Below are 23,820 nucleotides of genomic sequence, written 5' to 3'. Positions count from 1 at the left end.
CAGGAGATGCCCGTGACCAGTGTGAACACCCCCATGTCCCGCGATGACGTGCTCAAGACCTTCGCGCCGCTGCTGCAGAGCTTCGGCCAGGGCCCGGCGCAGGTCGCCACCAAGGCCGAGGCGGCCGAGCAGGCCAAGGCCCGCGAGATCGTCGACCGAGCCGCCTCCTACACCGTCGAGAGCATCATCAAGAGCCTCGCCGACGTGCAGGTCAACCTCGGCGGCGCGATCGATGGCCTCGCCGATCAGCTCGAGCGTGAAGCGAGCAAGCTCGGCGAGCTGCGCCACGCGATCGCCTCGGAGACCCGGCGCCTGCACGACCTGCGCAGCACGCGGGTCGCCGCCGAGGCGCTCGAGATCCTGATCCAGGACCACAAGAAGAAGGTCCAGGCCCTCGACGAGAAGGCCGCCAGCGAGCGCCAGGAGCAGGACGACAAGGTCGGCAAGCAGCGCGACGCGTGGGCCAAGGAGCAGGCCGACAAGGCCCAGAACCTGGCCGACGCCGAGGCCGCGCTGGCGAAGGACCGCCGCGCCAAGGAGGAGCAGTACGGCTACGAGTTCGAGCGCCAGCGCAAGCTGAACGCGGACGAGTTCGCCGAGAAGAAGCGCCTGCAGGAGCGCCAGCTGGCCGAGGCCGGCGCGGCGAAGGACAAGAACTGGGGCGAGCGCGAGAAGGTGCTCGCGGCCGCGGCCGCGGAGATCGACGGCCTGCGCGCGAAGGCCGAGGCGGCGCCCAAGCTGCTCGAGGAGGAGAGCAAGAAGGCCCGCGAGCGGGCGATCGCCCGCGTCACCGCGGAGGCCAAGCACGAGGCGGAGCTGCTGGAGAAGGAGAGCGCCGCCAACATCGAGGTCTTCGAGCTCAAGATCAAGGCGCTCGACGAGCGCATCACCCGGCAGGTCGCGCAGCTGGCCGACCTCCAGAAGCAGCTCGGCACGGCGCTCGAGCAGGGCCAAAACCTCGCCCACAAGGCGATCGAGGGCACGTCGGGGGGCAAGAAGTAAATGTCAGCCAAGACCTTCACCAATCGCAGCACCAAGACCGAGATCCTCAAGGCCTACAACGAGCTCGCCAAGGAGCTCAAGCAAGCCCGGGGCAGCGCCCCGGCGGCCGCTGACTCCCCGCGCACCACCGACTCCGAGGACGCCCCCGTGACCCAAGGCCAAGCATCGATCGAGACCATCATCCACGAACTCACGGGCATCCGCGCCCGGCTCGGCGAGTCGGTCGGCACGCTGCAGCAACAGCTGCTGCGCGAGGCCAACGCGCTGCACGAGCTGCGCAGCGAGGCCGACGAGCACACCAGCCACCTGCGCGAGCTCCACGGCATCGAGGTCGACGAGGAGACCCTGCGCGGCCTGGTCAAGAAGTACCAGGAGACGCAGAAGAGCGCCGACGAGTACCACGCGGCCCGCAAGCACGGCTTCGAGGCCGAGCTCGAGGCCAAGAAGGTGGCGTGGCGCAAGGAGCAGGAGGAGCACGCGCGCGCGACCAAGGAGGCCGACGAGGCCGGGCTGCGGGCCCGCAAGCGCGAGGCCGACGAGTACGGCTACGAGACAGAGCGCCGCCACAAGGCCGACGCCGACGGCCTGGCGCAGACCAAGAAGACGCAGCAGGCCGAGCTCGACCTGAGCAAGGAGCAGCACGACCGGGCCTGGGCCGAGCGCGAGCAGGCGCTGGCGCGGCGCGAGCAGGAGTACGCCGAGCTCAAGGCCAAGGCGGCCGCCGCCCCGAAGGACCTCGAGGCCGCGATCGCCAAGGCCGAGGCCGAGGGCACCGGGATCGCCAAGCGCCAGGCGAAGATCGCCGCCGACCTGCAGCAGAAGACCAACGAGGGCAAGAAGCGGGTCTACGAGCTGCGGGTGCACGAGCTCGACTCGACCATCGCCAAGCAGACCGAGCAGATCAACGAGCTGTCCAAGCAGCTGGCCACGGCGCTCAAGCAGGCCCAGGACCTGGCGATCAAGGCGATCGACGGGGCGTCCAACTCGAGCTCCTTCGCCGCGGTCAAGGAGATCGCGCTCGAGCAGGCCAAGACCTCGCAGAAGACCAAGTGAGCCGCGCCCGCGCGGCCTGAGATGCACATGGCTCCGCGGACATGTCCGCGGGGCCATGTGCCGTTAATGGGCGGATTAGCGGCACATGGCTCCGCGGACATGTCCGCGGGGCCATGTGCACTCAGTGGGCGGCGAGCAGGTCGAGGTACTCGCGAACGACGGTGTCCAGGCCGACGAAGAGGGCGCGCGAGATCAGGGCGTGGCCGATCGAGACCTCGTCGAGGTGGGGCAGCCCGCGAAACAGCACCAGGTTGTCCAGGTCGAGGTCGTGGCCGGCGTTGATGCCGAGCCCGAGGCCGTGGGCCAGCTCGGCGGCCGCGCCGTAGCGGGCCGCCGCCGCCGCGCCCTGGCCGGCCGCGAAGGCGACGGCGAAGGGCTCGGTGTAGAGCTCGATGCGATCGGCCCCGAGCGCGGCGGCCCAGCGGATCGGCGCGTCCTCGGGGTCGACGAACATCGCCACGCGCACGCCCTGGGCCTGGACGCGGCGGACGATGGCGCCGATCTCGTGCGGCGAGGTGTCGGCGGGCCAGCCCGCCTGGCTGGTGATCTCGCCAGGCTTGACCGGGACCAGGGTGCACTGGTGCGGCCGCAGCTGGCACACGAGATCGATGAGGTCGGGGCGCGGGTCGCCCTCGATGTTGTACTCGACGCTGTCGCGCAGGGGTTCCAACTCGGCGGCGATCGCGATCGTGTCGACGCGGCGAATGTGGCGCTGGTCGGCCCGCGGGTGCACGGTGATGCCACGACAGCCGGCGCCCAGGATCGTGCGCACGGCGGCGAGCAGGTCCGGGACCTCGCCGCCGCGGGCGTTTCGCAGGGTCGCAACCTTGTTGACGTTGACGCTGAGGCGCACCATCGCCGCCGCTCATAGCACCCGCGGGCCGCCGCTGTCACGCCGCAGCTCGCCCCGGGCCGACCTGTCCTGCGGGTCAGGCGGCGCCTTGCCACGGAGACGGCTGCGGCCAGCGCTCCATGTTCTGCGGGTGTTGCCAGGCACGCGGCTCCGGCACGGGCAGGACCTGTCCCGCAGGTCAGGCAGCGGCTTGCCACGCGCGCGCAGGATCGGCTACGACGGCGGCGCCATGGAGGACTTTCGCACCCGTGTCGCGCGGCTCCCTGTGCTCGGCCTCGGCGTCTCGACCGAGTATGGGGCCGGGTCGAGCGACGGGGCGCTGGACCCCGCCGCGCTGCGCCGCGAGCACCCCGACTATGCGGGCTTCCTCGAGGTCGGGGTCGAGGTCGTGAAGGGCCTCGACGACGCGGCGCGGGCGTGGGCGGCCAGCGGGGCGCCGACCACCTACCACTTCCTCGACATCAACCTCGACGATCCGGAGGACCGCGATCCGGCGTGGCTGGCGGGGTTGCGGGCGCTGTGCGCCGAGCTGCGTCCGGCCTGGCTCTGCGGCGACGCGGGGCTGTGGCACTTCGGCCGGCGCGAGCGCGGGCACATGTTGCTGCTGCCGCCGGTGCTGATCGCGGAGGCGGTCGCGCCGATGGCGGAGGGCATCGCGGCCCTGCGCGCGGCGAGCGGGCTCGAGGTGCTGCCCGAGAACCCGCCGGGCACGGCCTTCGTCGGCGACCTGCACCTGCTCGAGTTCTTCGCGCGGCTGGCCGAGGCGGCCGACACTGGGCTGCTCCTCGACTGCGCCCACCTGGCGATGTACCAGCGCCTCGCCGGCCACGCGCCGCACGACGGCCTCGATCACCTGCCCTGGGACCGCGTGGTCGAGCTGCACGTCGCCGGCGGACGCGAGCGCGAGGCGGACGGCTTTCGCTGGGTCGAGGACGAGCACGGCCCGGAGCTGCTGCCCGACACCTGGGCGATCGCGCAGGCGGCGCTCGAGCGAGCGGTCAACCTCCGGGCGGTGGTCGTCGAGTGCGAGCGCAACCCGATCGCCGCGGTGCTGCCGCTGTTCGCCAAGATCGCGGCGGCCTTGCCGGCGCGGCTGGCCGACGTGAAGCATGTCCCGAAGGACAGTCCGGCATGAACCCGCGGGCGATCCAGCGGGCCGTCGTGCGCATGCTCTACGACCCGGATTTTGTGGCGGCGATCCACGGCGCGCGGGCGTTGCCGGGGCTCAGCGAGGCCGAGCGCGCCCTGCTGCGCCGGGTCGACCCCCGGGCCTTCGCCACCGACCCGTTTCGCCGGGCCCGCGCGGTCCAGGCGATCGTCGAGGAGTTCCCGTGCAGCGCGGCCGCTGTGGGGCTCGCGCGGGTCGAGGCCTTCCTCGCCACCCGCGAGTTCCTGGCCTGCCTCGGGGACGGCGGATCGATGGGCCTGGCCTTTGCGACCTGGCTCGAAGACCAGGCGGCCGGAGCCGGGCGCATCGAGGCGGCGATGGCCCGCCTGCGCCGCCCGATGGCCGAGTCGCCGCCGCTGGTCGCGGGGACCCTGCGCTGCGCCGTCACGCTGGCGCCGATCGTCGTGCCGGCGGGCAGCCTGGCCTGGTACGAGGCGACGCGCGCGTGGCTCGGGGCGACGCCGCTGCACACGCTGGCGGAGCGGGCGGACCAGGCCCCACGCGCCGCGCCGCCGCGCCGCTCGCCGGTCCGCAGCCGCGACCCGGGCGAGGAGCAGCTGCTCATCGAGATCAGCGCGAGCGGCGAGATGTCCCTCGGGACAGCCAGCGAGGCGCTGGTCCGCCTGCTGCGTCACGCGCAGCGGGCCCGCACGCGCCGCGAGCTCGAGCGCGAGGCGGTCATACGCGGGGCGGCTGCGGACGAGTCGGCGGGCGTGATCGACGACCTGCTCGCGCAGGGGCTGCTGGTCGCGGGCTGAGGCTCCGTGGTCGTGCTGCGCGTGGTGCTCGCGGGCCACGCGAGGCTCGGCGCTCGCGCGGCTGGTCGTCCTCGCGGTCAGCGTCGCCGCGCCGCCTCCAGCCCGGCCGCGAGGCGGCGCGCCGCTTCACGCAGCTTGCGCTCCTCGAGGCCGGCGAAGCCGACGCGCAGCTGCTGGCACTCGCGGCCGTCGAAGGCGAAGCGGCTGCCGGGTTGAAATTGCACGCCGTGGGCCGCGGCGCCGCGCTCCCAGGCCGCCACCTTGATGTCGTCGCGGGCGCGCAGCCACAGCGCCATGCCGCCGCCCGGGGTGGTGAAGGACACGGCGTCGCCGAGCTGCTCGTGCAGCGCGGCGGCGAGGGCGTCGCGACGGGCGTGGTAGGCCCGACGCGCACGCCGGACCTGGCGCTGGACCTCGCCATCGGCGATGAGCTCGGCGACCGCGGCCTCGAGGATCGCGTCGCCCTGGAGATCGATGGTGCTGCGCAGGACGACCAGGCGGGCCAGCAGCGGCGGCGGGGCGACCACGTAGCCGAGGCGCAGGCCGGGCGCGAGCACCTTCGACAGGGTGCCGACGTAGATCACCGAGCCGGCGGCATCGGTGCTGGCGAGCGGCAGCACCGGGCGGCCCTCGTAGTGGAACTCGTGATCGTAGTCGTCCTCGATCACGGCCATGCGGGCGCCGCGGGCCAGCCGCAGCAGCTCGAGGCGGCGGCCGGGCGCGAGGGTCACGGTGCTCGGGTACTGGTGGTGCGGCGTCAGGTAGACCGCACGCACGCGCTCGCGCGCGACCAGGGCCGCGAGCTCGTCGACGACCAACCCGTCGGCGTCGACCTTGATCGGCACCAGGCGCGCGCCGGCCCGCCGCAGCGCCTCCCAGGCCGGCCGGTAGCCGGGGTCCTCGACGGCCACCACATCGCCGGGTCGGACCAGCAGCTGGGCGACCAGGAACAGCGCCATCTGGCTGCCGCGGGTGGGCAGCAGCGAGTCGGCGTCGGCCGCGAGCCCGCGGGTGGCCGACAACATCGTCGCCAGCGCGGCGCGCAGGGCCGGGTGACCCGCCGGGTCGCGGTAGCCGAGCAGCGCCTTCGCGTCTCGCTGCAGGGCCCGACGGTAGGCGCGGGCGAGCAGGGCGGCGGGCACCAGGCCGACGTCTGGCACGCCGCCGGGCAGCGCGATCGTCCCGGGCGGCGTGCGGGTGTCGAAGCGAAACGGCTCGATCGCCGGCGGCAGATCGAAGGCCGCGCGCGCCGGCACCTGCTCGCGCAGGGTCGCCGACGGGGCGAAGCGCCGCGGGCTCGGGTCGGGCAGCGCCTGCGAGACGAAGGTGCCGCGCGCCGGCTCGCTGACGATCCAGCCCTCGGCGCGCAGCTCCGCGTAGGCGGCCAGGATCGTGTTGCGGTGGACCCCGAGGCTCTGCGCCAGGGCCCGGCTGCTCGGCAGCGGGTCACCGGGGCGCAGCCGACCGCGACGGACCTCGGCCACCAGCGCCTGGGCGATCTGGACGAAGCGAGGGCGATCGCCCGCGGGCTCGATCGTGAAGCGCTGCTCCCAGCCGAGCATGGCTGCATCATGCCACGCCACCGGTCCAGGCGATGGACCAGTTTTCATCCTTCTTGCTGGACCAGATGACCGCTCAACTGGTCCAGTCAATATTCGGGATCTGGACCTCTCGCCTGGACCAGCGACGCGGCATGGTCCGGGCATGCGCAAGGAGATCTACCGCATGTCCGAGGCCGAGGGCCTGGCGCTGCTGGAGCGCTGCCCGGTCGTCCACCTCGCCACAACCACGGAGGCCGGCGCGCCGCTGCTGCGCACCGTCCACGGCGTCGTCGTCGACGGGGCGCTGGCCTTCCACGGCGCACCAGCGGGCGAGAAGCTGGCGGCGCTCGGGCGCCCGGTCGTGGCCGCGGCGGAGGAGACGATCGCGGTGATCCCGAGCTACTTCTTCGATCCGACGCTGGCCTGCCCGGCCACGACCTACTACCGCAGCGTGCAGGTCCACGGGGTGCTCGAGGAGGTCACGGATCGCCACGCCAAGGCGGCCGTGCTGGCGGCGTTGATGCGCAAGTACCAGCCCGAGGGCGGGCACGCGCCGATCGACGCCGACGACCCGCGCTACCGCAAGCAGGTCGAGGGGATCCTGATCGTCCGCGTCGCCCAGGCGACGATCGACGGCAAGGGCAAGTTCGGCCAGAACCGCAAGCCCGAGGAGCTGCTGCAGGTGTTGACGCAGCTGTGGCAGCGCGGCCTCGCCGACGACCCGGCGGCGATCGAGGCGCTGCGCCGCGGCCACCCGCAGCTGCCGGCGCCCGCGTTCCTGCGCGGCCCCGAGGGCGCCCGCCTGTGCTGTGCCCTCGACGAGCGGGACCTCGAGGGCGCGCTGGCGCTGCTGTGCGAGCAGTACTGGAACCTCGAGATCCCGCGGGCCACGCTGGCGCGGGCCCTGCTGCGCTCGAGCGCCTGGGTCGGGGCCCACGACGCGGCCGGGCGCCTGATCGCCACGGCCCGGGCCGTCAGCGACGGCGGCCGCTTCGCGTACCTGCTCGACGTCGCGGTCGACCCGGCCTGGCAGGGCCGCGGGCTCGGCACCGCGGTGGTTCGCCTGCTGCTCGACCACCCGGCGGTCCGCGGGGCCCGGGTGCTCCGCCTGCGCACGCGCGACCGACCGGAGTTTTATGCCCGCCTCGGCTTCGTCCCGCAGCCAGCCACAACCTCGCACGACATGCAGCGCGGCCCGGCTTGACGCGACGCAGGCTGGGCAAGCGAGCGCGGCTCGGCTAGCGTCGGCGGGCTGGCGATGCCGTCCCTGTCCGTCCTGCTCCGGTGCTGCACGCTCGCGCTCGCGGTGATCGGCTGCGGCGAGGCGCCGCGTCCGGCTCCGATCGCGACCCGCCCGGTCGCACGAGCGATCGCCCCGCCCGTCGCTCCGCATGTCGTGGCGCCGCCGATCGCCGCGCCCGCGCCCTGGGTCGCCTTCAGCTCGGAGCGCTGGAACTTCTCGGCCGAGTTCCCGGTCGCGCCGGACAGCGAGACGCTGTCCCTGCCCACCCCCGCCGGGCCGCAGACGATGGACATCTTCAGCTGCGAGCACGAGCTGTGGGCCTACATGATCTCGGTGGTCGACGGCCCGGCGACGGGCGGCACGAGCTCCGCCAAGCTTCTCGACAGCGCGCGCGACGGCGCCGTCGCCAACGTCCGCGGTCGCCTCGTCCGCGAGACCCAGCAAGAGCACCACGGGCTGCCGGCGCGGCGCGTCGAGATCGTCGCCGACGCGGCCCCGGAGGCGGGCGGCCAGCAACGCCTCATCGGGCTGCTGTTGCTGCGCCAGCGGCGGCTCTACCAGGTGCTGGTGGTCGGCCCGGCCGACGCGAGGGACATGGACCGCGTCGCCGACCGCTTCATCGCCGCGTTCAAGCCCTCGCCCCCGTGAGTCGTTGGCCGCCTACTGGCCGAGCTCCTCGAGCAGCCCGCGCACGCGCTCCTGGTCGCGCAGGCGGCCGGGCACCAGCTCGAGGTAGCGCTCGTAGTGGGTGCGCGCCGCGGCGAGGTCGCCGAGCTCGCGCTCGATGTCGCCGAGCAGGCGGTGCAGGTCGCCGACGTCGGGCGCGAGCGCCAGGGCCACCTTGGCGTCGACCAACGCCTTGCGCGGCAGGCCGGCGGCCAGCAGCAGGCGCGCGTGCTCGATCGCCGCGAGCGCCACCTTGTAGTCGCCGTACTCCTCGCTGTGCAGCAGGCGGTCGGCCGGGAAGTCGTCGAGCGGGGCCGGGCGCGCGCCCTCGCGTGTGAGCGCGTGGCGGAGGTCGATCGCCCGGAAGCGGCCGAGCGCGCTCGGACCCTCGGCGACCCACATCACCATCGCGGTCGCGTCGACCACCACCGAGTGGGTGAGGTGGAGGTTGTCGATCGCGTTGCGGTTGCCGAGGCCGAGCTCCTCGCCGCCGACGCCGCGACGGTCGCGGAGGATCGCCACCGCCCGGGCCGCGCCCGGGTCCAGGCCGCTGGTGTCGACCGGGGCGGCCTCCGCCAGCAGCTCGCCGAGGCGCTCATAGCGGTAGCCTGACGAGGTGTAGCGGCGGATGCGGTCGTTCTGCGCGTCGCGCTCGAAGGGCTCGCGCAGCAGGTGGTTGGTGGCCCAGATCGTCGGCGCGTCGTCGCCTCGCGGCTTGCGCTCGTCCTTGTCGCGCGGGGCCAGCTCGACGATCGCCGACTTGCGCTGACGGCCGTCGCCGACCAGCACCGCGCCCGAGGTGCGCAGGTCGGCGGCCTGCAGGATCTCGAGCGCCTGCTCGAGGGTGTCGGCCTCCTCGAGCACCTGGCGCAGCACCAGCGGCAGCGGGGCGCCGGTCTCGAGCGGGTCGTCGGTGCGGGTCGGGTTCAACGCGACGACGATGCCCCGCGCGTTGACCCCGGTGACCACGCCGAGCAGGCCGGCCCAGCCGACCGACACGAACGGGTACTTGCCGTCCGGGTAGCAGAAGGTAACGAGGCGGTCGGGCTCGACCTCGGGGCCGAGGTCGATGAAGAAGTTGCGACCGACGATCAGGTTGCCGCGCTCGCCACCAGCGCCACCGCCCTTGGCCCGCGGCGAGCTGGCGAACATGCTGCCCTCGAGCACGACGTCGTCGAGGCGACGGCTGAGCTCGACGAAGTTCTGGTGGAGGAACAGGCGGTGATAGCTGCCGAGGCGCCCACCCGCGGCCTCGGGCATCGCCTGGGCCAGCGCCGCGAGCTCGCGCCGGGCCGCGTCTGGCAGCGCGTCGTCGGCGTCGCGAAAGTCCCAGCGCATGACCATGGTGGCGCCCCAGCTCTCGAGCCACGCGCCGTAGCGCTGACCGAGCCGCTCTGACACGTGCTCGTCGAGGTTGGCGAACAGGCGCGAGCCGAGGTTGCCGTGGGCGTCGCCGATCTCCTCGGGCGAGCCCTCGAGGTGGAGCAGCCACAGCTGCCGCTCGCGGGTCAGCGAGGAGCGGCCGTAGGTCACGCGCCGGCCGCTGCGGTCGACCTCGGGCGTGGCCTCGGGCGCGCGCACGTCCGCGGGCGACAGGTCCGTGTAGGTGAGGTAGCCCGTGTAGAGGATCGCCGTCAGCACGGTCAGCGTCAGCACGAGCGCCAGCACGGCCCGAAATACGGACAGGAGGCTGCGGCCCTCGGGGCCAGGGGCGAATCGCGCCATCGCGGTCCGGCGGTTATACTCCCTCGCCCGCGATGAGACGAACCCGACCGACCGCCCTGTGTTTGCTGCTTGCGCTGCTGGCCGTGCTGACGGCCCCGCACTGGGGTTGTGCGCCCGAGAAGCCGCCGGCGCCCGATCGCCCGGCCACGCCCGCCGGCGGCGCCAAGTCCGATGAATCCGAGGTCGCAGCGCCGATCTTGCCCGCCGAGCCCGCCGACGTGGTGCTCACCTTCGCCGGTGAGCGCGGCCAGTTCGCCGACACCAACAAGCCGACCGAGGTCCCCGAGGAGGCCCGCGGCCTGGTCCGCGTCACGCTGCTGCAGGGCCCCGAGCCGCCGGCCGGCCGCGTGTGGGTCGCCAACCTGCGCACGCCCGCGGCCGAGGGCGGCTGGCAGCTCAGCACCGTCGAGCGCGGCTTGTTCGAGGAGCTGGCCCTTGGGACAGGTCGCTCGAGCAAGGTCGAGGGTCTGCCCGAGCTGCCGCCAGGGCTCGAGCCGCCCCCGGCCGCGCCCGCGGGCGGCGACGTGGTCGTCTACAAGACCGACTGGTGCGGCGTCTGCAAGCAGCTCACCGCCTACCTCGATCGCAAGGGCGTGAAGTACGTCGCCAAGGACATCGAGAAGGACCCGGCCGCCGCCGCCGAGATGCGCGCCAAGGCCGAGAAGAAGGGCGTCAAGACCGGCAGCGTGCCGATCATCGACGTCCGCGGCGAGCTCATGGTCGGCTTCGATCGCGGACGCCTGGAAAAGTTGCTGTAGCGAAGCTGCTATAGCGACGCTACTGTGCTCGCCGCGTCGTTGCGTGGCCTCTGCCCGCGGGATATCGTGCGGCCATGGCCGGTGTACCTCGCACGCTGCGACCCCGGAGACCACGCGGTCTCGTCCCTGCCCTGTCGCTCGCGGCCCTGGCGACCTCGCCGACGCTGCGCGCCGAACCGCCGCCTGGCCCGGCGCAGTGGGGCGTGCCCGACGGCGAGGACCACCACGTCCGTCCGCCGCACTGGGACGAGTTCGCCGTGCCCGAGCCGCCGCCCTTCTACATCGCGCCGGAGTACCCGCTGGCCGTCGCCTTCGTGCCGGCGAACCCGGGCAACTTCCTCGCCAACGGCATCGTCAGCTACGACTACGTCGTCGTGCACACCCAGCAGGGCTCGTACAACGGCACCATCTCGTGGTTCCAGAACCCGGCGGCGGTGGTCTCGGCCCACTACGTGATGCGCTCGGTCGACGGCGAGGTCACGCAGATGGTGCTCGACAAGGATCGGGCCTACCACGTCGGCAGCTCGAACAAGTACGCGCTGGGCATCGAGCACGAGGGCTTTGTCGAGGATCCAGGCAAGTGGTACACGTGGGCGACCTACAGCTCCTCGGCCCGGCTCGCGCGCTGGTTGACGATCCAGCACAGCATCCCGATCGAGCGCGCGCACATCCTCGGCCACGTCGAGCTGCCGAATCAAACCCACACCGACCCGGGCGCCGGCTGGAACTGGGATCTTTATATGGCGCTGATCAAGGAGGTCGTGCCGCCCACCGAGATCCGCGGCGTCGCGGTCGACCGCAGCAAGCCGTGCACGATCACCGCCACCCAGGCGACCCAGATCCAGGCCACCGCGCTGGCCGACGATCCCGGCGCGCAGTGTCAGGTGCCCGGCGGCACCAAGCTCGACTACTGGCACGCGCGCCGCGACATCGACGGCCACCACCGCCTGTTCATGCCCGCCGGCGAGGGCCCCTGCGCCGGCATGAGCGGCCTCGACGCGGACGGCTACATCGTCGCCGCCCACTGGTCCGCGCTGTGCCCCGACACAGCCATGGCGGCCGCCGGCGCGAGCGTGCAGATCGACGGCGGCGGCATGACGATCGCCGCCGCCGACGGCAGCTTCAGCTTCAACGCCACGGTCGGCGGGCACACGATCGACGCCTTCGCCCCCGACCTCTACGAACTGGCCAGCGAGGACATCGACCTCGCGGTGTACCCGGGCGCGCGCCTGGTGATCGCCCTCGACCCGGTCGACGCCCCCGACCCGACCGGCGGCACGACTGGCGATCCGACTGGCGATCCGACTGGCGATCCGACTGGCGATCCGACTGGTCCCACCACCGATCCCACCAACCCCACCACCGACCCGACCGCCGATCCCAGCGACCCCACCCTCCCGGGCTCGAGCACTGATCCCACCGCCGATCCCACCGCCAATCCGGGCGCGACCGGCAGCGAAGCCGGCGAGGCCGACAGCACCCCGACCGGGGACAGCTTCCCAGGCTTCCCGCAGCCCGCCCTGCCCGACGGCTACGGCCAGGACGACGCGGCGGGCTGCGCTTGCAGCCACGCCCCGCCCCGCCCCGCCGACGCCCTGCTGCTGCTCGTCCTGCTCGGCCTGCGACGACGCGCACGCGCAAGCTGTCCCCGCGGACAGGTGTGAGCCAGCGCCGCTGGGAAAGCGCCGCGAGATTCTGGTAGAGCAGGGACACGCTCACGCTCGCAGAAATCTCGCCGACCGCTCTGGCCACCGCCGAGGTCTACCGGCTGATGACCGACCTCGTGGCCCCGCGTCCGATCGCCTGGGTCTCGAGCGAGGACGGCCAGGGGCGGCGAAACCTCGCGCCCTTCAGCTACTACCAGGCGGTCTGCTCGCAGCCGCCGATGATCGTCATCAGCATCGCCTGGCACCCCGACGGGCGCATGAAGGACACCCTCGCCAACATCCTCGAGCGCCGGGAGTTCGTGGTCTCGCACGTCAGCGAGCCGTGGCTCGCGGCGATGAACGCCACCTCCGCCGCGCTCGCGCCTGGCGAGTCCGAGTGGGAGTTCGCCGACGTGCCCGCCGAGCCCGCGAGCGTCGTCGGCCCGCCGCGCGTGGCCGGGGCCTTGGCCCATCTCGAGTGTCGTCTCACGCAGGCGATTCCCTTGGGGGTGGGCCTGGGGGCGAGCACCCCCGGAAAGCCCTCTGCCACGCTTGTGCTGGCCGAGGTCGTGCATTTCGCGGTCGCGGCCGATCTGCTGCAACGCGACGCCCGCGGACGCTTGACCGCGATCGACCCGGGTCGCCTGGCGGCCGTCGGGCGGCTGGGGGGGATCGCGTACACTCGCACCACCGACCGCGTGTCCCTGGCGCGGCCTGACCCTGCGAAACGCCGTGACTGACGCGACCCCCACCGAGCCGACTCCCTGCACGCCGGGCTGCACGCCGGGTGCCGCGCCGGCCCGCGCACCGGGGCTGTTCGCCGCGCTGCCGGCGGAGGTCTCGATCTTCGAGGTCGGCCCGCGCGACGGCCTGCAGAACGAGTCGACCATCCTCCCGGTCGAGAAGAAGGTCGAGCTCATCGAGGGCCTGGTCGACGCCGGCATCAAGCGCATCGAGCTGACCAGCTTCGTCAACCCGCGCTGGATCCCCGCGCTCGCCGACCACATGGAGGTCGCCGCCCGCGTGCGCCGCAAGCCCGGCGTCAGCTACAGCGCCCTGGTCCCGAACCTCCGCGGCCTCGACTCGGCCACCCGCGCCGGCATGCAGGAGATCGCGGTGTTCATGGCCGCCTCGCAGACGCACAACCGCAAGAACATCAACAAGAGCACCGAGGAGGCGCTGGCCACCTACCGCGAGGTCGTCCACGAGGCCCGCGCGCGCGGCATGAGCGTGCGCGGCTACGTGAGCACCGTCTACGGCTGCCCGTACGAGGGCAGCATCTCGCTCGACAGCGTGGTCCGGGTCGCCAGCGGCCTGCTCGAGATGGGCGTCTACGAGATCAGCCTCGGCGATACCATCGGCGTCGGCACGCCGCGCCAGGTCGAGTACATCCTCGATGGCCTGCTGGCCGCCGGCATCGGCCTGGAGCAGCTCGCGGTCCACTTCCACGACACCCGCGGCACCGCGCTCGCCAACATCACGGTCGCCCTGCAGCTCGGCGTGCGCACCGTCGACTCCGCCGTCGGCGGCCTCGGCGGCTGTCCCTACGCGCCGGGCGCGTCGGGCAACGTCGCCACCGAGGACGTCGTGTACATGCTGCACGGCATGGGCGTGCAGACCGGCGTCGACCTCGATCGCCTGGTCAGCGTCTCGGCTGGCCTCTCGGGCCAGCTGGCGCGCGAGCTGCCGAGCAAGTACCTCAAGGCCCACCTCGGCCACTGCGCGCGGCTCGGTCGATCGGTCACCTGATCGGGACCTGCTCGGGGCTCGGTCGGGACCCTGAGCAGACCCCCACGAGCGCGCGAGGCCTAGCCCAGCCACGCGAGCGTGCGCGCGAGCCCCTCGGCGAGCGACAGCTCCGCATGCCAGCCCAGCGCCACGCGGGCCCGCGACGCATCGGCGAGCGAGCGGACGATGTCCCCCGCGCGCGCCGGCGCGTGAACGATCGGGCTCCGGCCGCCGGTCGCCGCGACGATCGCCGCGGCCAGCTCCGCGATCGTCGTGGCCCGCTCGCTGCCGATGTTGGCGATGAGACCGTCGACCCCGGGCGTGTCCATCGCCGCCGCGAAGGCGCGGGCGACGTCGCCGACGTACACGAAGTCCCGCGTCTGCGCGCCGTCGCCCTGCACCGTCAGCGGCTCGCCGCCGAGGGCCCGGGCCATGAACAGCGAGACCACCCCGCTGTACGGGCTGCCCGGGTCCTGGCGCGGCCCGTAGACGTTGAACAGGCGCAGCGCGACCGTCTCGACCCCGAGCGCCGGGCCGAGGCAGGCCAGGTAGAGCTCGGCCGCCCGCTTGCTCGCGCCGTAGGGCGCGGCTGGCCGATCGCACATGTCCTCGGAGACAGGCATGCGCGCCGGGTCGCCGTAGACCGCCGCCGACGAGGCCAGCACCAGGCGCCGGACCCCGGCGGCCGCCGCCCACTGCAGCAGGCGGACGGTGGCGCGGAGGTTGATGTCGAGGTCGACCACCGGATCCCGCAGCGAGCGTGGCACCGACACCTGGGCCGCGAGGTGCAGCACCGCGTCGGGCCGCGGCAGACCGGCGAGCGCGGCCGCGAAGTCGTCGCGCAGGTCGACCACCACCAGCTGCAGGCGCGGGTCGTCCTGGTGCGCCACCAGGTTCTCGCGCCGGCCGTGGCTGAGGTCATCGACGACGATCACCCGGCAGCCGCGGGCCAGCAGCAGGTCGACCACGTGCGAGCCGATGAAGCCGGCGCCCCCGGTCACGAGCACGACCCGCGATCCGTCGCCCATGCCGTTCATATCGCGTGCTGGACCCGCTGCAGCGCGACCTCTTCGCGCCCCTGCGGCAGCTCGAGGCCGTCGCCGGAGAAGCGGGCGATCGCCACGGTGACGTTGTCGGGGCCGCCCGCGGCGCAGGCGGCTTCGGTGAGCGCCCGGCAGCAGCGCAGCGGATCCTGGTAGCGCAGCATCAGCGCCAGGATCGCCTCGTCGGTGAGCGGCCCGGTGAGCCCGTCGCTGCACAGCAGCAGCACGTCGCCGGCGCGCAGCTGGGCCTGGATGAGCTCCGGCCCGACCCGCGGCTGGACCCCCAGCGCCTGCAGCAGCACGTTGCGGTGCTCGTAGCTGCGGGCCTGCTCCGGCTGCAGGCGACCGGCCGCGATCAGCTGGCCGACGATGCTGTGATCGGTGGTCAGCTGGGTCAGCGCGCGCCCGCGGCGAAGATAGGCCCGCGAGTCGCCGACGTGACCGATGAGCAGCTCGCCGCCGAGCGCGAGCACGGCGGTCATGGTGGTGCCCATGCCGTGGCGGGTCGGGTCGCCGGCCGCCGCCCCGCGGATCGCGTTGTTGACCGCGGTGACGGCCGCGAGCATCGCCTTCTGCGCGGCCTCCATGTCGGCGAAGGGGCTGCGGGCCTGCAGCAGCTCGACCAGCGTGTCGCCGGCGATGCTCGAGGCGAGGTCCCCGGCCGCCGCCCCGCCCATGCCGTCGCACACGGCGATCAAGGTGCCGCCCATGCCCAGCGGCTGGACGCGGGCGCCGGGCTTCAGGCCTTGCTCGCGGCTCGCGAGGTTGGCGACCACGAAGTGGTCCTCGTTACGCTTGCGCACGCAACCAACCTCGGTCCGCGCGAACACCTCGACCTGAGCCACGGTCAGTGCATCCTCACGCGAAAGATCTGGTCGCCGACGCGGAACATGTCGCCGGGGTCGAGGATGACATCACCGCGGGCGCGGAGGTAGGTGCCGTTGGCCGAGCGCAGGTCGGTGAGGGTCACGCTCACGGGCGTATCGGGCCCACTCGCCTCCATCGTGATCTGCGCGTGCTGCCAGCTGACGAAGGGGTCCGCCGGGAACACGATGTCGCCGAGCTCGCGCCCGAACACCACCTGCGGGTGGCGCAGGTAGTGGCTCTCGGCCTCGACGCCGCCGGGCCCGAGCAGCACCAGGCGGCCCCAGGCCGGCTGCAGCGGGGTGCCGAAGCCGCGGACGCCGTCGGCCGCGGGCGCCCCTTCGCGCCCCGCCTCGGGGATGTTCTCGAGCCGCAGCAGCTGGTGCCCGAGCAGGAACAGATCGCCCGGGAAGACCGGCTCGGGTCGCGAGATCCGGACAAACACGCCGTTGCGCGTCCCGAGGTCCGCGACCAGCACGCCCTTCGCCTGCGGATCGACGCGCGCGTGGCTCGGCCCGAGGAACTCATCGGCCGGGAAGCGCAGGTCGCCCTGCCAGCGGCCGATGAACAGCGGCGTGTCGCCCAGCGGGATGACCTCGCCCTCCGAGCCGTCGCGCTGCACGACCACCAGCCGCAGCTTGTTGGCCCCCGGTGCGCGCCGCGGCATCGGGCTCGCACCGACCACCCCCGGCGCCACGCTGACCAGCGCCGGCAGCGGTGCGACCGGCGGCGACCACTCGCGCGACAGCGGGGCGCCCGGCGCAGCGCCAGCGCTCGCAGCACTCGCAGCACTCGCCCCATCCTCGGCGCTCGACCCAGGGCGCAAGCCAGGACTGAAACCAACCACCTCGGGGCTCGGCGGCGGCGGGACCGTCGGCGTCTTCTTGGCCTTGCCCCGCGGGCGCGGCGGGACCAGGCGCAGGCTCTCGGTCTGCGGCCGTGGCAGCCGCGAGTGCACGCCGAGGCCGCAGATCTGGCAGAACTCGAAGGCCTCACCGAGGGCCGAGCCGCAGCGGGCGCACTTGCCAGGGCCCGGATCGCGTTTCGGGTCGTCGAGGCGATAGCCACAGACAACGCAGGCCGAAGCCTCCGGGCCGCTCTCACTGCCACACGCGGGACAGGGGATCCATTCCGACATCAGCTAGCCTGGGCGTCCCTGCAGATCCTCGGAGAAAGGCTTGCCACGTTGCAGCGCGTGGGATAGACCCGCGCTCGCACCGGCCTCCGAAGCCTATCGGCCGCGCTGCGCGACGTCAATTGAGCGCCCCTCCCGCACACGCCCGCCTCGCCCTGGCCCTGCTTCTGCTGGTCGGCTGCGCCCCGCTGGTGCGGCCTGCCACCTTCGTCGGCGCCCGCGACCAGGTGACCGACGCCAACCTGATCGGCCCCTTCGACGGCCAGGTCGTCGACGTGTCCACCGGAGAGCCCGTGGCCGAGGCCGTGGTGGTCGGCGTGTGGGCCTACGACCGCGGCGACGGCTTCATCGGCCCCCACGGCTCGGAAACGTACGTCACCAGCACGGACGCCGCCGGCCGCTACCGGATCCTCCCCGCCAAGCTGGCCGTCCGCGCCTCGGCGCTGCGCCTCGTGTCCTTCCACCTCGTCGTCTACAAGCGCGGCTACCTCGGCTACCGCTCGGACGCCCGGCTCGAGGGTGGCACGCGGCCCGACTTCAGCGTGCGCCACAACAAGGTCGAGCTGCGCAAGTGGCGAGAGAACGACTCGCACGCCGAGCACCTGCTGTTCCTCGCCAGCCCGAAGGTGCTGCGCAAGACGATGCAGTGGGAGGAGGAGCTCGCCAACCTCGACCTGTTCCGTCAGCAAGGTGGCGCCGGCGGTCCGACGCCGGAGGGCCCGAGCACCGCGGTCCCGAGCGCACCGCGTGAGCCCGAGTGGCTCGACGCCTCGGCCGTGCTCACGCCCGACGAGGTCCGCACGCGCACCCACTACGCCGACGCCTTCTTGCAGGAGGACCTGCCAGACCTCGCCCGCACCGATTTCTATCACGGCGTCCACCTGCGCGCCGAGGGCCGCGAGGAGCCGTGGGACATCGCCTACCGCGTGTGGCGAGACCCACCTGGCGGCCTCGAGCCGGTCATCAGCACGATCCAGGAGACCATGGGCGGCGTCAAGCCGAGCGCCGAGATCACGCCGGAGACCTGGCTGCTCTCCGCCGAGGGCGTGCACGCCGTCGCCTTCGTCGACCGCGAGGCGAAGATCGGCGTCCTGCTCAGCTGCGGCGACCAGCAGTGCGTCGACCTCGAGACCGCGATCATCCTCGCCAAGACCCTCCACCGCAACCTCGAGCGCCTGCGCAACATCACCGCCCCCAAGCCCGCCCCCAAGCCCGCGCCGGCCAAGCCCGGCGAGGCGCTCGCGCCCCAGATCGGCACCCCCGCGGCGCCGCCCATGAACGGTCGTGGCTCGGGCTCGATTGGCTCGGGCTCGAATGGCTCTGGCTCGGGCTCGGCCGCGGCCCCCACCTCCCCCGCCAGCGGCCCGCCTGCGGCCAAACCTGCCAAGCGAGGCGCCCCGTGACGCGACCTGTCCCTCCGGCCAGCCCCGCTCCTTTGCCGCCACCTGTCCCTTCGGCCAGCCGACCTGTCCCTTCGGCCAGCCCCCTGCGCGCCCGCCTCGCGCTCGCGCTCGGCCTCGGCCTCGGCCTCGTCGCCCCGCGCACCGCGGTGGCCTGGGACCCCGCGACCACCCACATCGGCATGGTCGACCGCGCCGTCCTCGAGAGCGCGCTGCACCTGCGCTGGATGGCCGGCAGCGAGCTGCAGCGCGGCCTGTTCTCGCCGCTGCGGGTCGACCCAGCGCGGCTGTCCCCGGGCGAGCGGCGCTTCCTCGGCGCCGCGCTCAAGCAGGCCCCGAGCGGCGCCGGCGTGCTGCCGCTCGGCGGTCCGGGGGCCTGCCCGGGCCCGAAGGCGCCGCCGGCCACCCAGCTGTTCTGCGTCGACGGCGACCTGTGGGAGATGCCGGCGCTGCACTGGCTGCAGTTCGGCGTGATCGCCGAGCTGGTGCCCTCGGCGCGGGCCGTGCACCACTTCGTCGACCGCGACGATCCGCAGAGCCCGCGCTTCGCCGATCCGCAGCTGCACCCGCTGCTCCTGCGCTCGCGCCAGTTTCGCCACAACGGCGCCCCGCTGGCCGGCTACATCACCGGCAGCAGCTTCGCCGGCACCGGCCCCTCGGCGATCGCGTGGCTCGACGACGGCGCCGACCCGCTCGCCCCGCCGCGGACCTTCGCTCACCTCGAGCTGGCCTCCACCCACCCTGACCCGCGCGCCCGCGACCACCACCTGGCGATGGCGCTGATCGGCCTCGGCGCGCTGCTACATGTCCTTCAGGACATGTCCGTCCCGGCCCACGCCCGCGGCGACGTCACCGCCTTCTTCACCCCCCTCAGCGACGTCCCCGGCGACCGCGGCCTGCTGTTCACCGAGCTCGCCCGCCTGTCCTTCGGCCGCCACGCCCTGCCCGGCCGGCAGGCGGCCGAGGCGATCGCCGAGGGCCGCGGCGTCGCCCTCGCGAGCGGCCTGCGCCAACACTTCCTGGGCGACGCCACCTACGAGGGCCTCGCCGTGTTCACCGGGCGCCGCTTCCTGTCCGAGCACAGCGTCCCCGCGCCCCGCTTCCTCGAACCCGAGCAGAGCCCCGCCGAGGCCGCCGCGCTGCTGCTCGCCGAGGCCGACCTCGACCCGCTCGAGATCACGGGCGCCACGCTCAGCCCGTGGCCGGCGACTCGCGGCTACATCAAGACCGTCACCGGTCGCCCGCTCGCCGCCTTCGACACCGACGAGCTCGGCCGCGTGCGCGCCTTCATCGACGAGGCCGTGTACCGCGAGCAGTTCTCGCAGCTGGCCCCGCGCGCCGTCGCGGCGACCCGCTCGCTGATCGACTGGATGTGGCCGAGCTGGCCCGAGCTCGTCTACGACGCCGCCGCCGGCACCCTCGACCTCGCCGTCGCGGCCGACCTGAAGGAACCCGAGCTGCTGGTGTTCACCCAGACCGCCGAGGGCGAGCGTACGATCACCGCCAAGGTCCGCCTGCGCCCGGGGATCCGCAACCGCGTCTCCGCGCTGCCGAAGTTGCAGGAAGATCAGCGCAGCGTGGTCGTCCTGCGCGCGCGTCGCAGCAGCGGCGAGCCGCTGATCCTCGAGCAAGTCCTCGGCGCCGCCAGCAAGACCTTCCCCGTCGTGCCGCCACCCTACGTCGCCCCGGTGCGCCCGCCACCGCTGCCCGAGGCCGAGTCAGAGTCAGAGCCAGAGCCGGATGCGTCCGTGATCGCGCCGGTGGAGGCCGAGACGACCCTGGCGCCCGAGCCCTCCGCAGCGGAGCCGTTGAGCCCGCTGACCAGGCCGAAGCGCAGGCTGATGAGCCCGCAGCCGACCGAGCCCGCCCCGCCCGCGAGCGAGCCCGCAGCGGCGCCCCCCAAGCCCTGATTGGGCTGTCCTCGCGGACATGCCGAACTGTCCCCAAGGACAGGTTGTCCTCGCGGACATGCCGGCGTCGCAATCACTCGCGCGTACGGTGAGCGGCGAGCACCTCGTCGGCCCCGAGCTGCAGCAGCAGCTCCGCCAGCCCGCGGCCGAGCTCGGCCGCCTCGGCGCGCGGGCCCTCGCGGGTCGCCGTGAACACGGGCCGACCCGCGGGGTCGGCCACCACCCCGCGCAGGTGCAGGCGATCGTCGGCCTGCAAGCTCGCGTGGCAGCCCATCGGCACCTGACAGCCGCCGTCGAGGCGGGCGAGGAAGGCCCGCTCGGCGCTCGCCATCACCCAGGCGTCGGCGTCGCCGAGCGGGGCGACGAGGGCACGGATGTTGGCGTCGTCGCCACGACACTCGAGCGCGAGGATCCCCTGACACGCCGCCGGGCAGAAGCTCTCGGGGTCGAGGCGCGCGTCGATCTCGTCGCCGAGGCCGAGGCGCAGCAGGCCCGCCGCGGCCAACAGGATCGCGTCGTACTCGCCGGCCGCCAGCTTGCGCAGCCGCGTCGGCACGTTGCCGCGCAGCGACTTCACCACCAGCCCGGGGTTTTGCCGCCGGGCCAGCGCCGTGCGCCGCAGGCTCGTCGTCCCGAGCACCGCGCCTGGCGGAAGATCGGCCAGGGTCACCCCCTTCCCGAGCGTCGCCCGCAGCGCGGGTCCCAGCACCAGCGCGTCGCGCGGGTCCTCGCGCGGCGGCGTGCACACCACCGCGAGCCCGGGCGCGAGGTGCCCCGGCAGGTCCTTCATGCTGTGGACCGCGAGGTCCACCGCGCCGGCCACCAGCTGCTCCTCGATCGCGTTGACGAACAGCCCCTTGCCGCCGATCTGGTTCAGCGGTCGGTCGAGGATGCGGTCGCCCTCGGTGGCGATCAGCACCAGCTCGACGACCAGGCGCGCGCCCCAGTGGCGGCGCAGCTCGTCACGCACGTGGTGCGCCTGCCACAGCGCCAGCTCGGATCCGCGGGTGCCGATCTTGATCGTGGTGTCCAGGCGTGGGGCTGCGGTCGACAATGGCATGTCCTTCGATCTGTCCTTTGGGTCATGTCCCGAGCTGCGCGGGGCGCCGCGGTCGTCGCGGTCGACAATGGCATGTGCTTCGATCTGTCCTTTGGGTCATGTCCCGAGCTTGGCCGGCACCACCTCGGGCTCGGCCAGGGCCGCGGCTTCCACCGCGGCCTCACCGGCCGCGAGCCCGAACAGCGCCTGCACGGCGCTCGCCAGATCGTGGACCTCCGCCTGGCCCTCGCCCCCGGCCGCCGACTGGCGCAGCGTGGTCATCGGTCGGTGCAGCAACTTCTGTACGATGCCGCTGGCGAGCGTCTCGACCGCCCGCGTCTGCTCCGGCGTGAGGCCCTGCAGCTTGCCGCGCTGGCGCGCCAGCTCACCCTCCACCACCGCCCGGCCGTGATCCTGCAGCGCCTTGAGCAGCGGCCCCACCCCACGCGAGCGCTGCCAGCGGACGAACTCGGCGACCTCCTCGGCCACCAGCACTCCGGCCCGCTCGGCCTCGGCGCTGCGGCTGCGCAGGTTGTCGTGGACGATGCCCTGCAGGTCGTCGATGTTGTAGAGGAACACCTGCTCCAGGCGCGTCACCTCGGGGTCCACGTCGCGCGGCACGGCGATGTCGACCAGGAACACCGGCGCCCCACGCCGCGCCTTCATCACCCGCTTGAGCAGCTCGCGGCCGATCACCGGCAGCTGCGAGCCGGTGCTGGTGACGACGATGTCGGCGCGGCGCAGCTCCGTCTCGAGCTGATCCCACGGCGCGTAGCGACCCCCGATCTCGGCGGCCAGGGCCTGCCCGCGCGGCTCGCTGCGGTTGACTACCGTGAGCTCCGCGACCCCGCCGGCCTTGAGGTGTTGCCCGGCCTGCTGCGCCATCTCGCCGGCGCCGACCAGCAGCGCCCCGCAGCCGCGCAGCTCGCCGAAGATGCTACGCGCCAGGTCGACCGCGACCGACGGCACGCTCGCCGCCCCGCGGGCGATCTCCGTCTCGCTGCGCACCCGCTTGGCCGCGCGGAACGCCGAGCTCATGCAGCGCTCGAGCAGGCCGCCGACGCTGCCCTCGCGCTGCGCCAGCTCGAAGGCCTCCTTGACCTGGCCGAGGATCTGCGGCTCGCCGACCACCATGCTCTCGAGGCTGGCGGCGACGCGGAAGATGTGGCTCGCCGCGTCCTGGTCGCCGCGCACGAAGGTGTGCGCCTGCAGCTCCGCCAGCGAGACCCCGCGCAGCTCGGCCAGCGCCTGCAGCACCTGCTCGGCCCCGCGGGCCCACGAGGGCCCCGCCGCGTAGACCTCGACGCGGTTGCAGGTCGACACCAGCATCAGCTCCGCGAGCCCGGCGCGCGCGCGCAAGGCCGCGATCGCGGCCCGCAGGTCATCTGTCCCGAAGGCCAGGCGCTCGCGCAGCTCGACGGGTGCGGTCTTGTGGTTGAGCCCGACCGCCAGCAAGTCGGTCATGAGCGCACCCCGTACCAGACGATCACCAGCAGCGTGAGCACGAAGGCCAGCAGGGTCAGCGCCGCCATCCGTCGCCCGCGCAGGCCGAAGCCGACCCGCAGCACCAGCACGCCGACGCTGGCCAGCCAGGCCGCGACCGCCATCAAGATCTCGACCCAGCGCGCCCCCATGCTGCTGATCCCACCGGCCCGCAGGGTCCACAGCACCCCGGTGACGATCGCCAGCGTGAACACCGGCGTCACCAGCAGCACGATCTGGTAGTGCAGCCGCTCGAGCCCGGCGAGGGACATCGCGCCCGGCCGCGGCTTCCACTGCCGCAGCCGCAGCCGCCGCTCCGCCACCAGGTAGAGCCCCGCCACCGCCGCCGCCAGCGTGAAGCCGGCCAGCCCCGCGGTGGCCAGGCCGACGTGCGCCGTCGCCAGGCTCTGCACCGGCGCCGGCAGCGGGTCGTGCACGCTGGTCGCCCCGAACATCACCCCGACCGCGAGCCCGAGCAGACCGACCGCCGCCACCACCCCGCCGAGCGCGTGCACCGGCCGCGCCAGGGTCAGCGCGCAGTAGCCGATCACCGTGATCAACGCGCCGAGGCTGGTCGCCAGGAACACCGACTCGAACGGGTGCTCACCGCGGACACACTGCGCGCCGATCGTGCAGAAGTGCAGCAGCACCGCGAAGACCAGCAGCGCCAGCGCCCGCCGCTGCCGCGCCGTGGTCTGCCGCGCCACCTGCGAGCGACTGGCGCTGTCGGGCGCGTCCGGGTCGAGCCCGTAGGCGAACGACGCCGCGCCGTAGGTCAGCGCGGCGAGGATGAACAGCAGGTGCAT

At 73.5% G+C, this 23,820-nt stretch carries 21 protein-coding genes; 12 read left to right on the top strand and 9 right to left on the bottom strand.

Annotated elements, in window-relative coordinates; genetic code table 11:
- Window positions 1–33: 33 nt before the first annotated feature.
- The gene (locus IPJ59_RS36605) at window positions 34–1,002 is read left to right on the top strand and encodes a hypothetical protein (RefSeq protein ID WP_293257583.1); all 969 of its coding nucleotides are present in this window, start codon (window positions 34–36) and stop codon (window positions 1,000–1,002) included.
- On the top strand, window positions 1,003–2,055 hold the full coding sequence (locus IPJ59_RS36600; RefSeq protein WP_293275812.1) for a coiled-coil domain-containing protein: 1,053 nt from the start codon (window positions 1,003–1,005) through the stop codon (window positions 2,053–2,055).
- A gap of 121 nt (window positions 2,056–2,176) precedes the next feature.
- Here IPJ59_RS36600 and IPJ59_RS36595 read toward each other — a convergent pair whose 3' ends face one another.
- On the bottom strand, window positions 2,177–2,911 hold the full coding sequence (locus tag IPJ59_RS36595; RefSeq protein ID WP_293275811.1) for a pyridoxine 5'-phosphate synthase: 735 nt from the start codon (window positions 2,909–2,911) through the stop codon (window positions 2,177–2,179).
- Window positions 2,912–3,098: 187 nt separating this feature from the next.
- On the opposite strand from IPJ59_RS36595, the gene IPJ59_RS36590 reads away from it, so the two are divergent.
- The gene (locus IPJ59_RS36590) at window positions 3,099–4,043 is read left to right on the top strand and encodes a multinuclear nonheme iron-dependent oxidase (RefSeq protein ID WP_293275810.1); all 945 of its coding nucleotides are present in this window, start codon (window positions 3,099–3,101) and stop codon (window positions 4,041–4,043) included.
- Window positions 4,040–4,834: a hypothetical protein gene (locus IPJ59_RS36585; RefSeq protein WP_293275809.1), complete on the top strand. Its 795-nt coding sequence runs from the start codon at window positions 4,040–4,042 to the stop codon at window positions 4,832–4,834. Before IPJ59_RS36590 ends, IPJ59_RS36585 begins: the two co-directional genes overlap by 4 nt.
- A 77-nt stretch (window positions 4,835–4,911) precedes the next feature.
- Here IPJ59_RS36585 and pdxR read toward each other — a convergent pair whose 3' ends face one another.
- Window positions 4,912–6,396 (bottom strand): MocR-like pyridoxine biosynthesis transcription factor PdxR, encoded by a 1,485-nt coding sequence (gene pdxR / locus IPJ59_RS36580; protein WP_293275808.1) that lies wholly within the window; start codon window positions 6,394–6,396, stop codon window positions 4,912–4,914.
- Window positions 6,397–6,538: 142 nt separating this feature from the next.
- Between pdxR and IPJ59_RS36575 the strand changes: the two genes are divergently transcribed.
- On the top strand, window positions 6,539–7,579 hold the full coding sequence (locus tag IPJ59_RS36575) for a GNAT family N-acetyltransferase (protein WP_293257571.1): 1,041 nt from the start codon (window positions 6,539–6,541) through the stop codon (window positions 7,577–7,579).
- A gap of 54 nt (window positions 7,580–7,633) precedes the next feature.
- The gene (locus IPJ59_RS36570; RefSeq protein WP_293257569.1) at window positions 7,634–8,266 is read left to right on the top strand and encodes a hypothetical protein; all 633 of its coding nucleotides are present in this window, start codon (window positions 7,634–7,636) and stop codon (window positions 8,264–8,266) included.
- Window positions 8,267–8,278: 12 nt separating this feature from the next.
- Here the strand turns inward: IPJ59_RS36570 and IPJ59_RS36565 are convergent, their stop codons facing one another.
- On the bottom strand, window positions 8,279–10,009 hold the full coding sequence (locus IPJ59_RS36565) for a C45 family autoproteolytic acyltransferase/hydolase (protein ID WP_293257567.1): 1,731 nt from the start codon (window positions 10,007–10,009) through the stop codon (window positions 8,279–8,281).
- A 32-nt stretch (window positions 10,010–10,041) separates the two neighbouring features.
- Between IPJ59_RS36565 and IPJ59_RS36560 the strand changes: the two genes are divergently transcribed.
- The 4 genes from IPJ59_RS36560 (at window position 10,042) to IPJ59_RS36545 (ending at window position 14,162) form a co-directional block, all read left to right on the top strand.
- The gene (locus IPJ59_RS36560) at window positions 10,042–10,767 is read left to right on the top strand and encodes a glutaredoxin family protein (protein ID WP_293257565.1); all 726 of its coding nucleotides are present in this window, start codon (window positions 10,042–10,044) and stop codon (window positions 10,765–10,767) included.
- A 74-nt stretch (window positions 10,768–10,841) separates the two neighbouring features.
- A complete protein-coding gene (locus IPJ59_RS36555; RefSeq protein ID WP_293275807.1) occupies window positions 10,842–12,431 on the top strand; it encodes an N-acetylmuramoyl-L-alanine amidase in 1,590 nt (529 codons plus the stop codon).
- 107 nt (window positions 12,432–12,538) lie between these two features.
- On the top strand, window positions 12,539–13,153 hold the full coding sequence (locus IPJ59_RS36550) for a flavin reductase family protein (protein ID WP_293275806.1): 615 nt from the start codon (window positions 12,539–12,541) through the stop codon (window positions 13,151–13,153).
- Window positions 13,154–13,238: 85 nt separating this feature from the next.
- The gene (locus tag IPJ59_RS36545) at window positions 13,239–14,162 is read left to right on the top strand and encodes a hydroxymethylglutaryl-CoA lyase (RefSeq protein ID WP_463673396.1); all 924 of its coding nucleotides are present in this window, start codon (window positions 13,239–13,241) and stop codon (window positions 14,160–14,162) included.
- A 59-nt stretch (window positions 14,163–14,221) separates the two neighbouring features.
- On the opposite strand, the gene IPJ59_RS36540 is transcribed toward IPJ59_RS36545, so the two are convergent.
- From IPJ59_RS36540 to IPJ59_RS36530, 3 genes are read right to left on the bottom strand one after another with little or no spacing between them, the layout of a single operon-like run.
- Window positions 14,222–15,169, bottom strand: coding sequence for an NAD-dependent epimerase/dehydratase family protein (locus IPJ59_RS36540; protein ID WP_293275804.1), 948 nt, complete (start codon window positions 15,167–15,169; stop codon window positions 14,222–14,224).
- A gap of 5 nt (window positions 15,170–15,174) precedes the next feature.
- Window positions 15,175–16,029 carry a PP2C family protein-serine/threonine phosphatase gene (locus IPJ59_RS36535; RefSeq protein ID WP_293275803.1) on the bottom strand — a complete coding sequence of 285 codons (855 nt, stop codon included), beginning with the start codon at window positions 16,027–16,029 and terminating at the stop codon, window positions 15,175–15,177.
- A gap of 2 nt (window positions 16,030–16,031) precedes the next feature.
- The gene (locus tag IPJ59_RS36530; RefSeq protein WP_293275802.1) at window positions 16,032–17,186 is read right to left on the bottom strand and encodes an FHA domain-containing protein; all 1,155 of its coding nucleotides are present in this window, start codon (window positions 17,184–17,186) and stop codon (window positions 16,032–16,034) included.
- 119 nt (window positions 17,187–17,305) lie between these two features.
- Here IPJ59_RS36530 and IPJ59_RS36525 point away from each other — a divergent pair, with 119 nt between their 5' ends.
- Entirely contained in the window at window positions 17,306–18,586 is a 1,281-nt protein-coding gene (locus tag IPJ59_RS36525; protein WP_293275801.1) for a carboxypeptidase-like regulatory domain-containing protein, read from the top strand.
- On the top strand, window positions 18,583–20,493 hold the full coding sequence (locus IPJ59_RS36520; protein WP_293275800.1) for a hypothetical protein: 1,911 nt from the start codon (window positions 18,583–18,585) through the stop codon (window positions 20,491–20,493). The genes IPJ59_RS36525 and IPJ59_RS36520 overlap by 4 nt, the downstream gene beginning before the upstream one ends.
- 73 nt (window positions 20,494–20,566) lie before the next feature.
- On the opposite strand, the gene hemC is transcribed toward IPJ59_RS36520, so the two are convergent.
- The 3 genes from hemC to ccsA all read right to left on the bottom strand — a co-directional run bounded on the left by hemC (window position 20,567) and on the right by ccsA (window position 23,820).
- On the bottom strand, window positions 20,567–21,526 hold the full coding sequence (gene hemC, locus IPJ59_RS36515; RefSeq protein WP_366524773.1) for a hydroxymethylbilane synthase: 960 nt from the start codon (window positions 21,524–21,526) through the stop codon (window positions 20,567–20,569).
- 123 nt (window positions 21,527–21,649) lie between these two features.
- A complete protein-coding gene (gene hemA, locus IPJ59_RS36510) occupies window positions 21,650–22,996 on the bottom strand; it encodes a glutamyl-tRNA reductase (protein WP_293275798.1) in 1,347 nt (448 codons plus the stop codon).
- A complete protein-coding gene (gene ccsA, locus IPJ59_RS36505; RefSeq protein WP_293275797.1) occupies window positions 22,993–23,820 on the bottom strand; it encodes a cytochrome c biogenesis protein CcsA in 828 nt (275 codons plus the stop codon). The genes hemA and ccsA overlap by 4 nt, the downstream gene beginning before the upstream one ends.

Origin of the sequence: Nannocystis sp., assembly GCF_016714285.1 — a bacterium.
In the GTDB taxonomy this organism is placed as follows: domain Bacteria; phylum Myxococcota_A; class Polyangia; order Nannocystales; family Nannocystaceae; genus Nannocystis.
The sequence above is the reverse complement of the archived record's forward strand: the minus strand, read 5'-3'. Positions and strand labels throughout refer to the sequence as shown.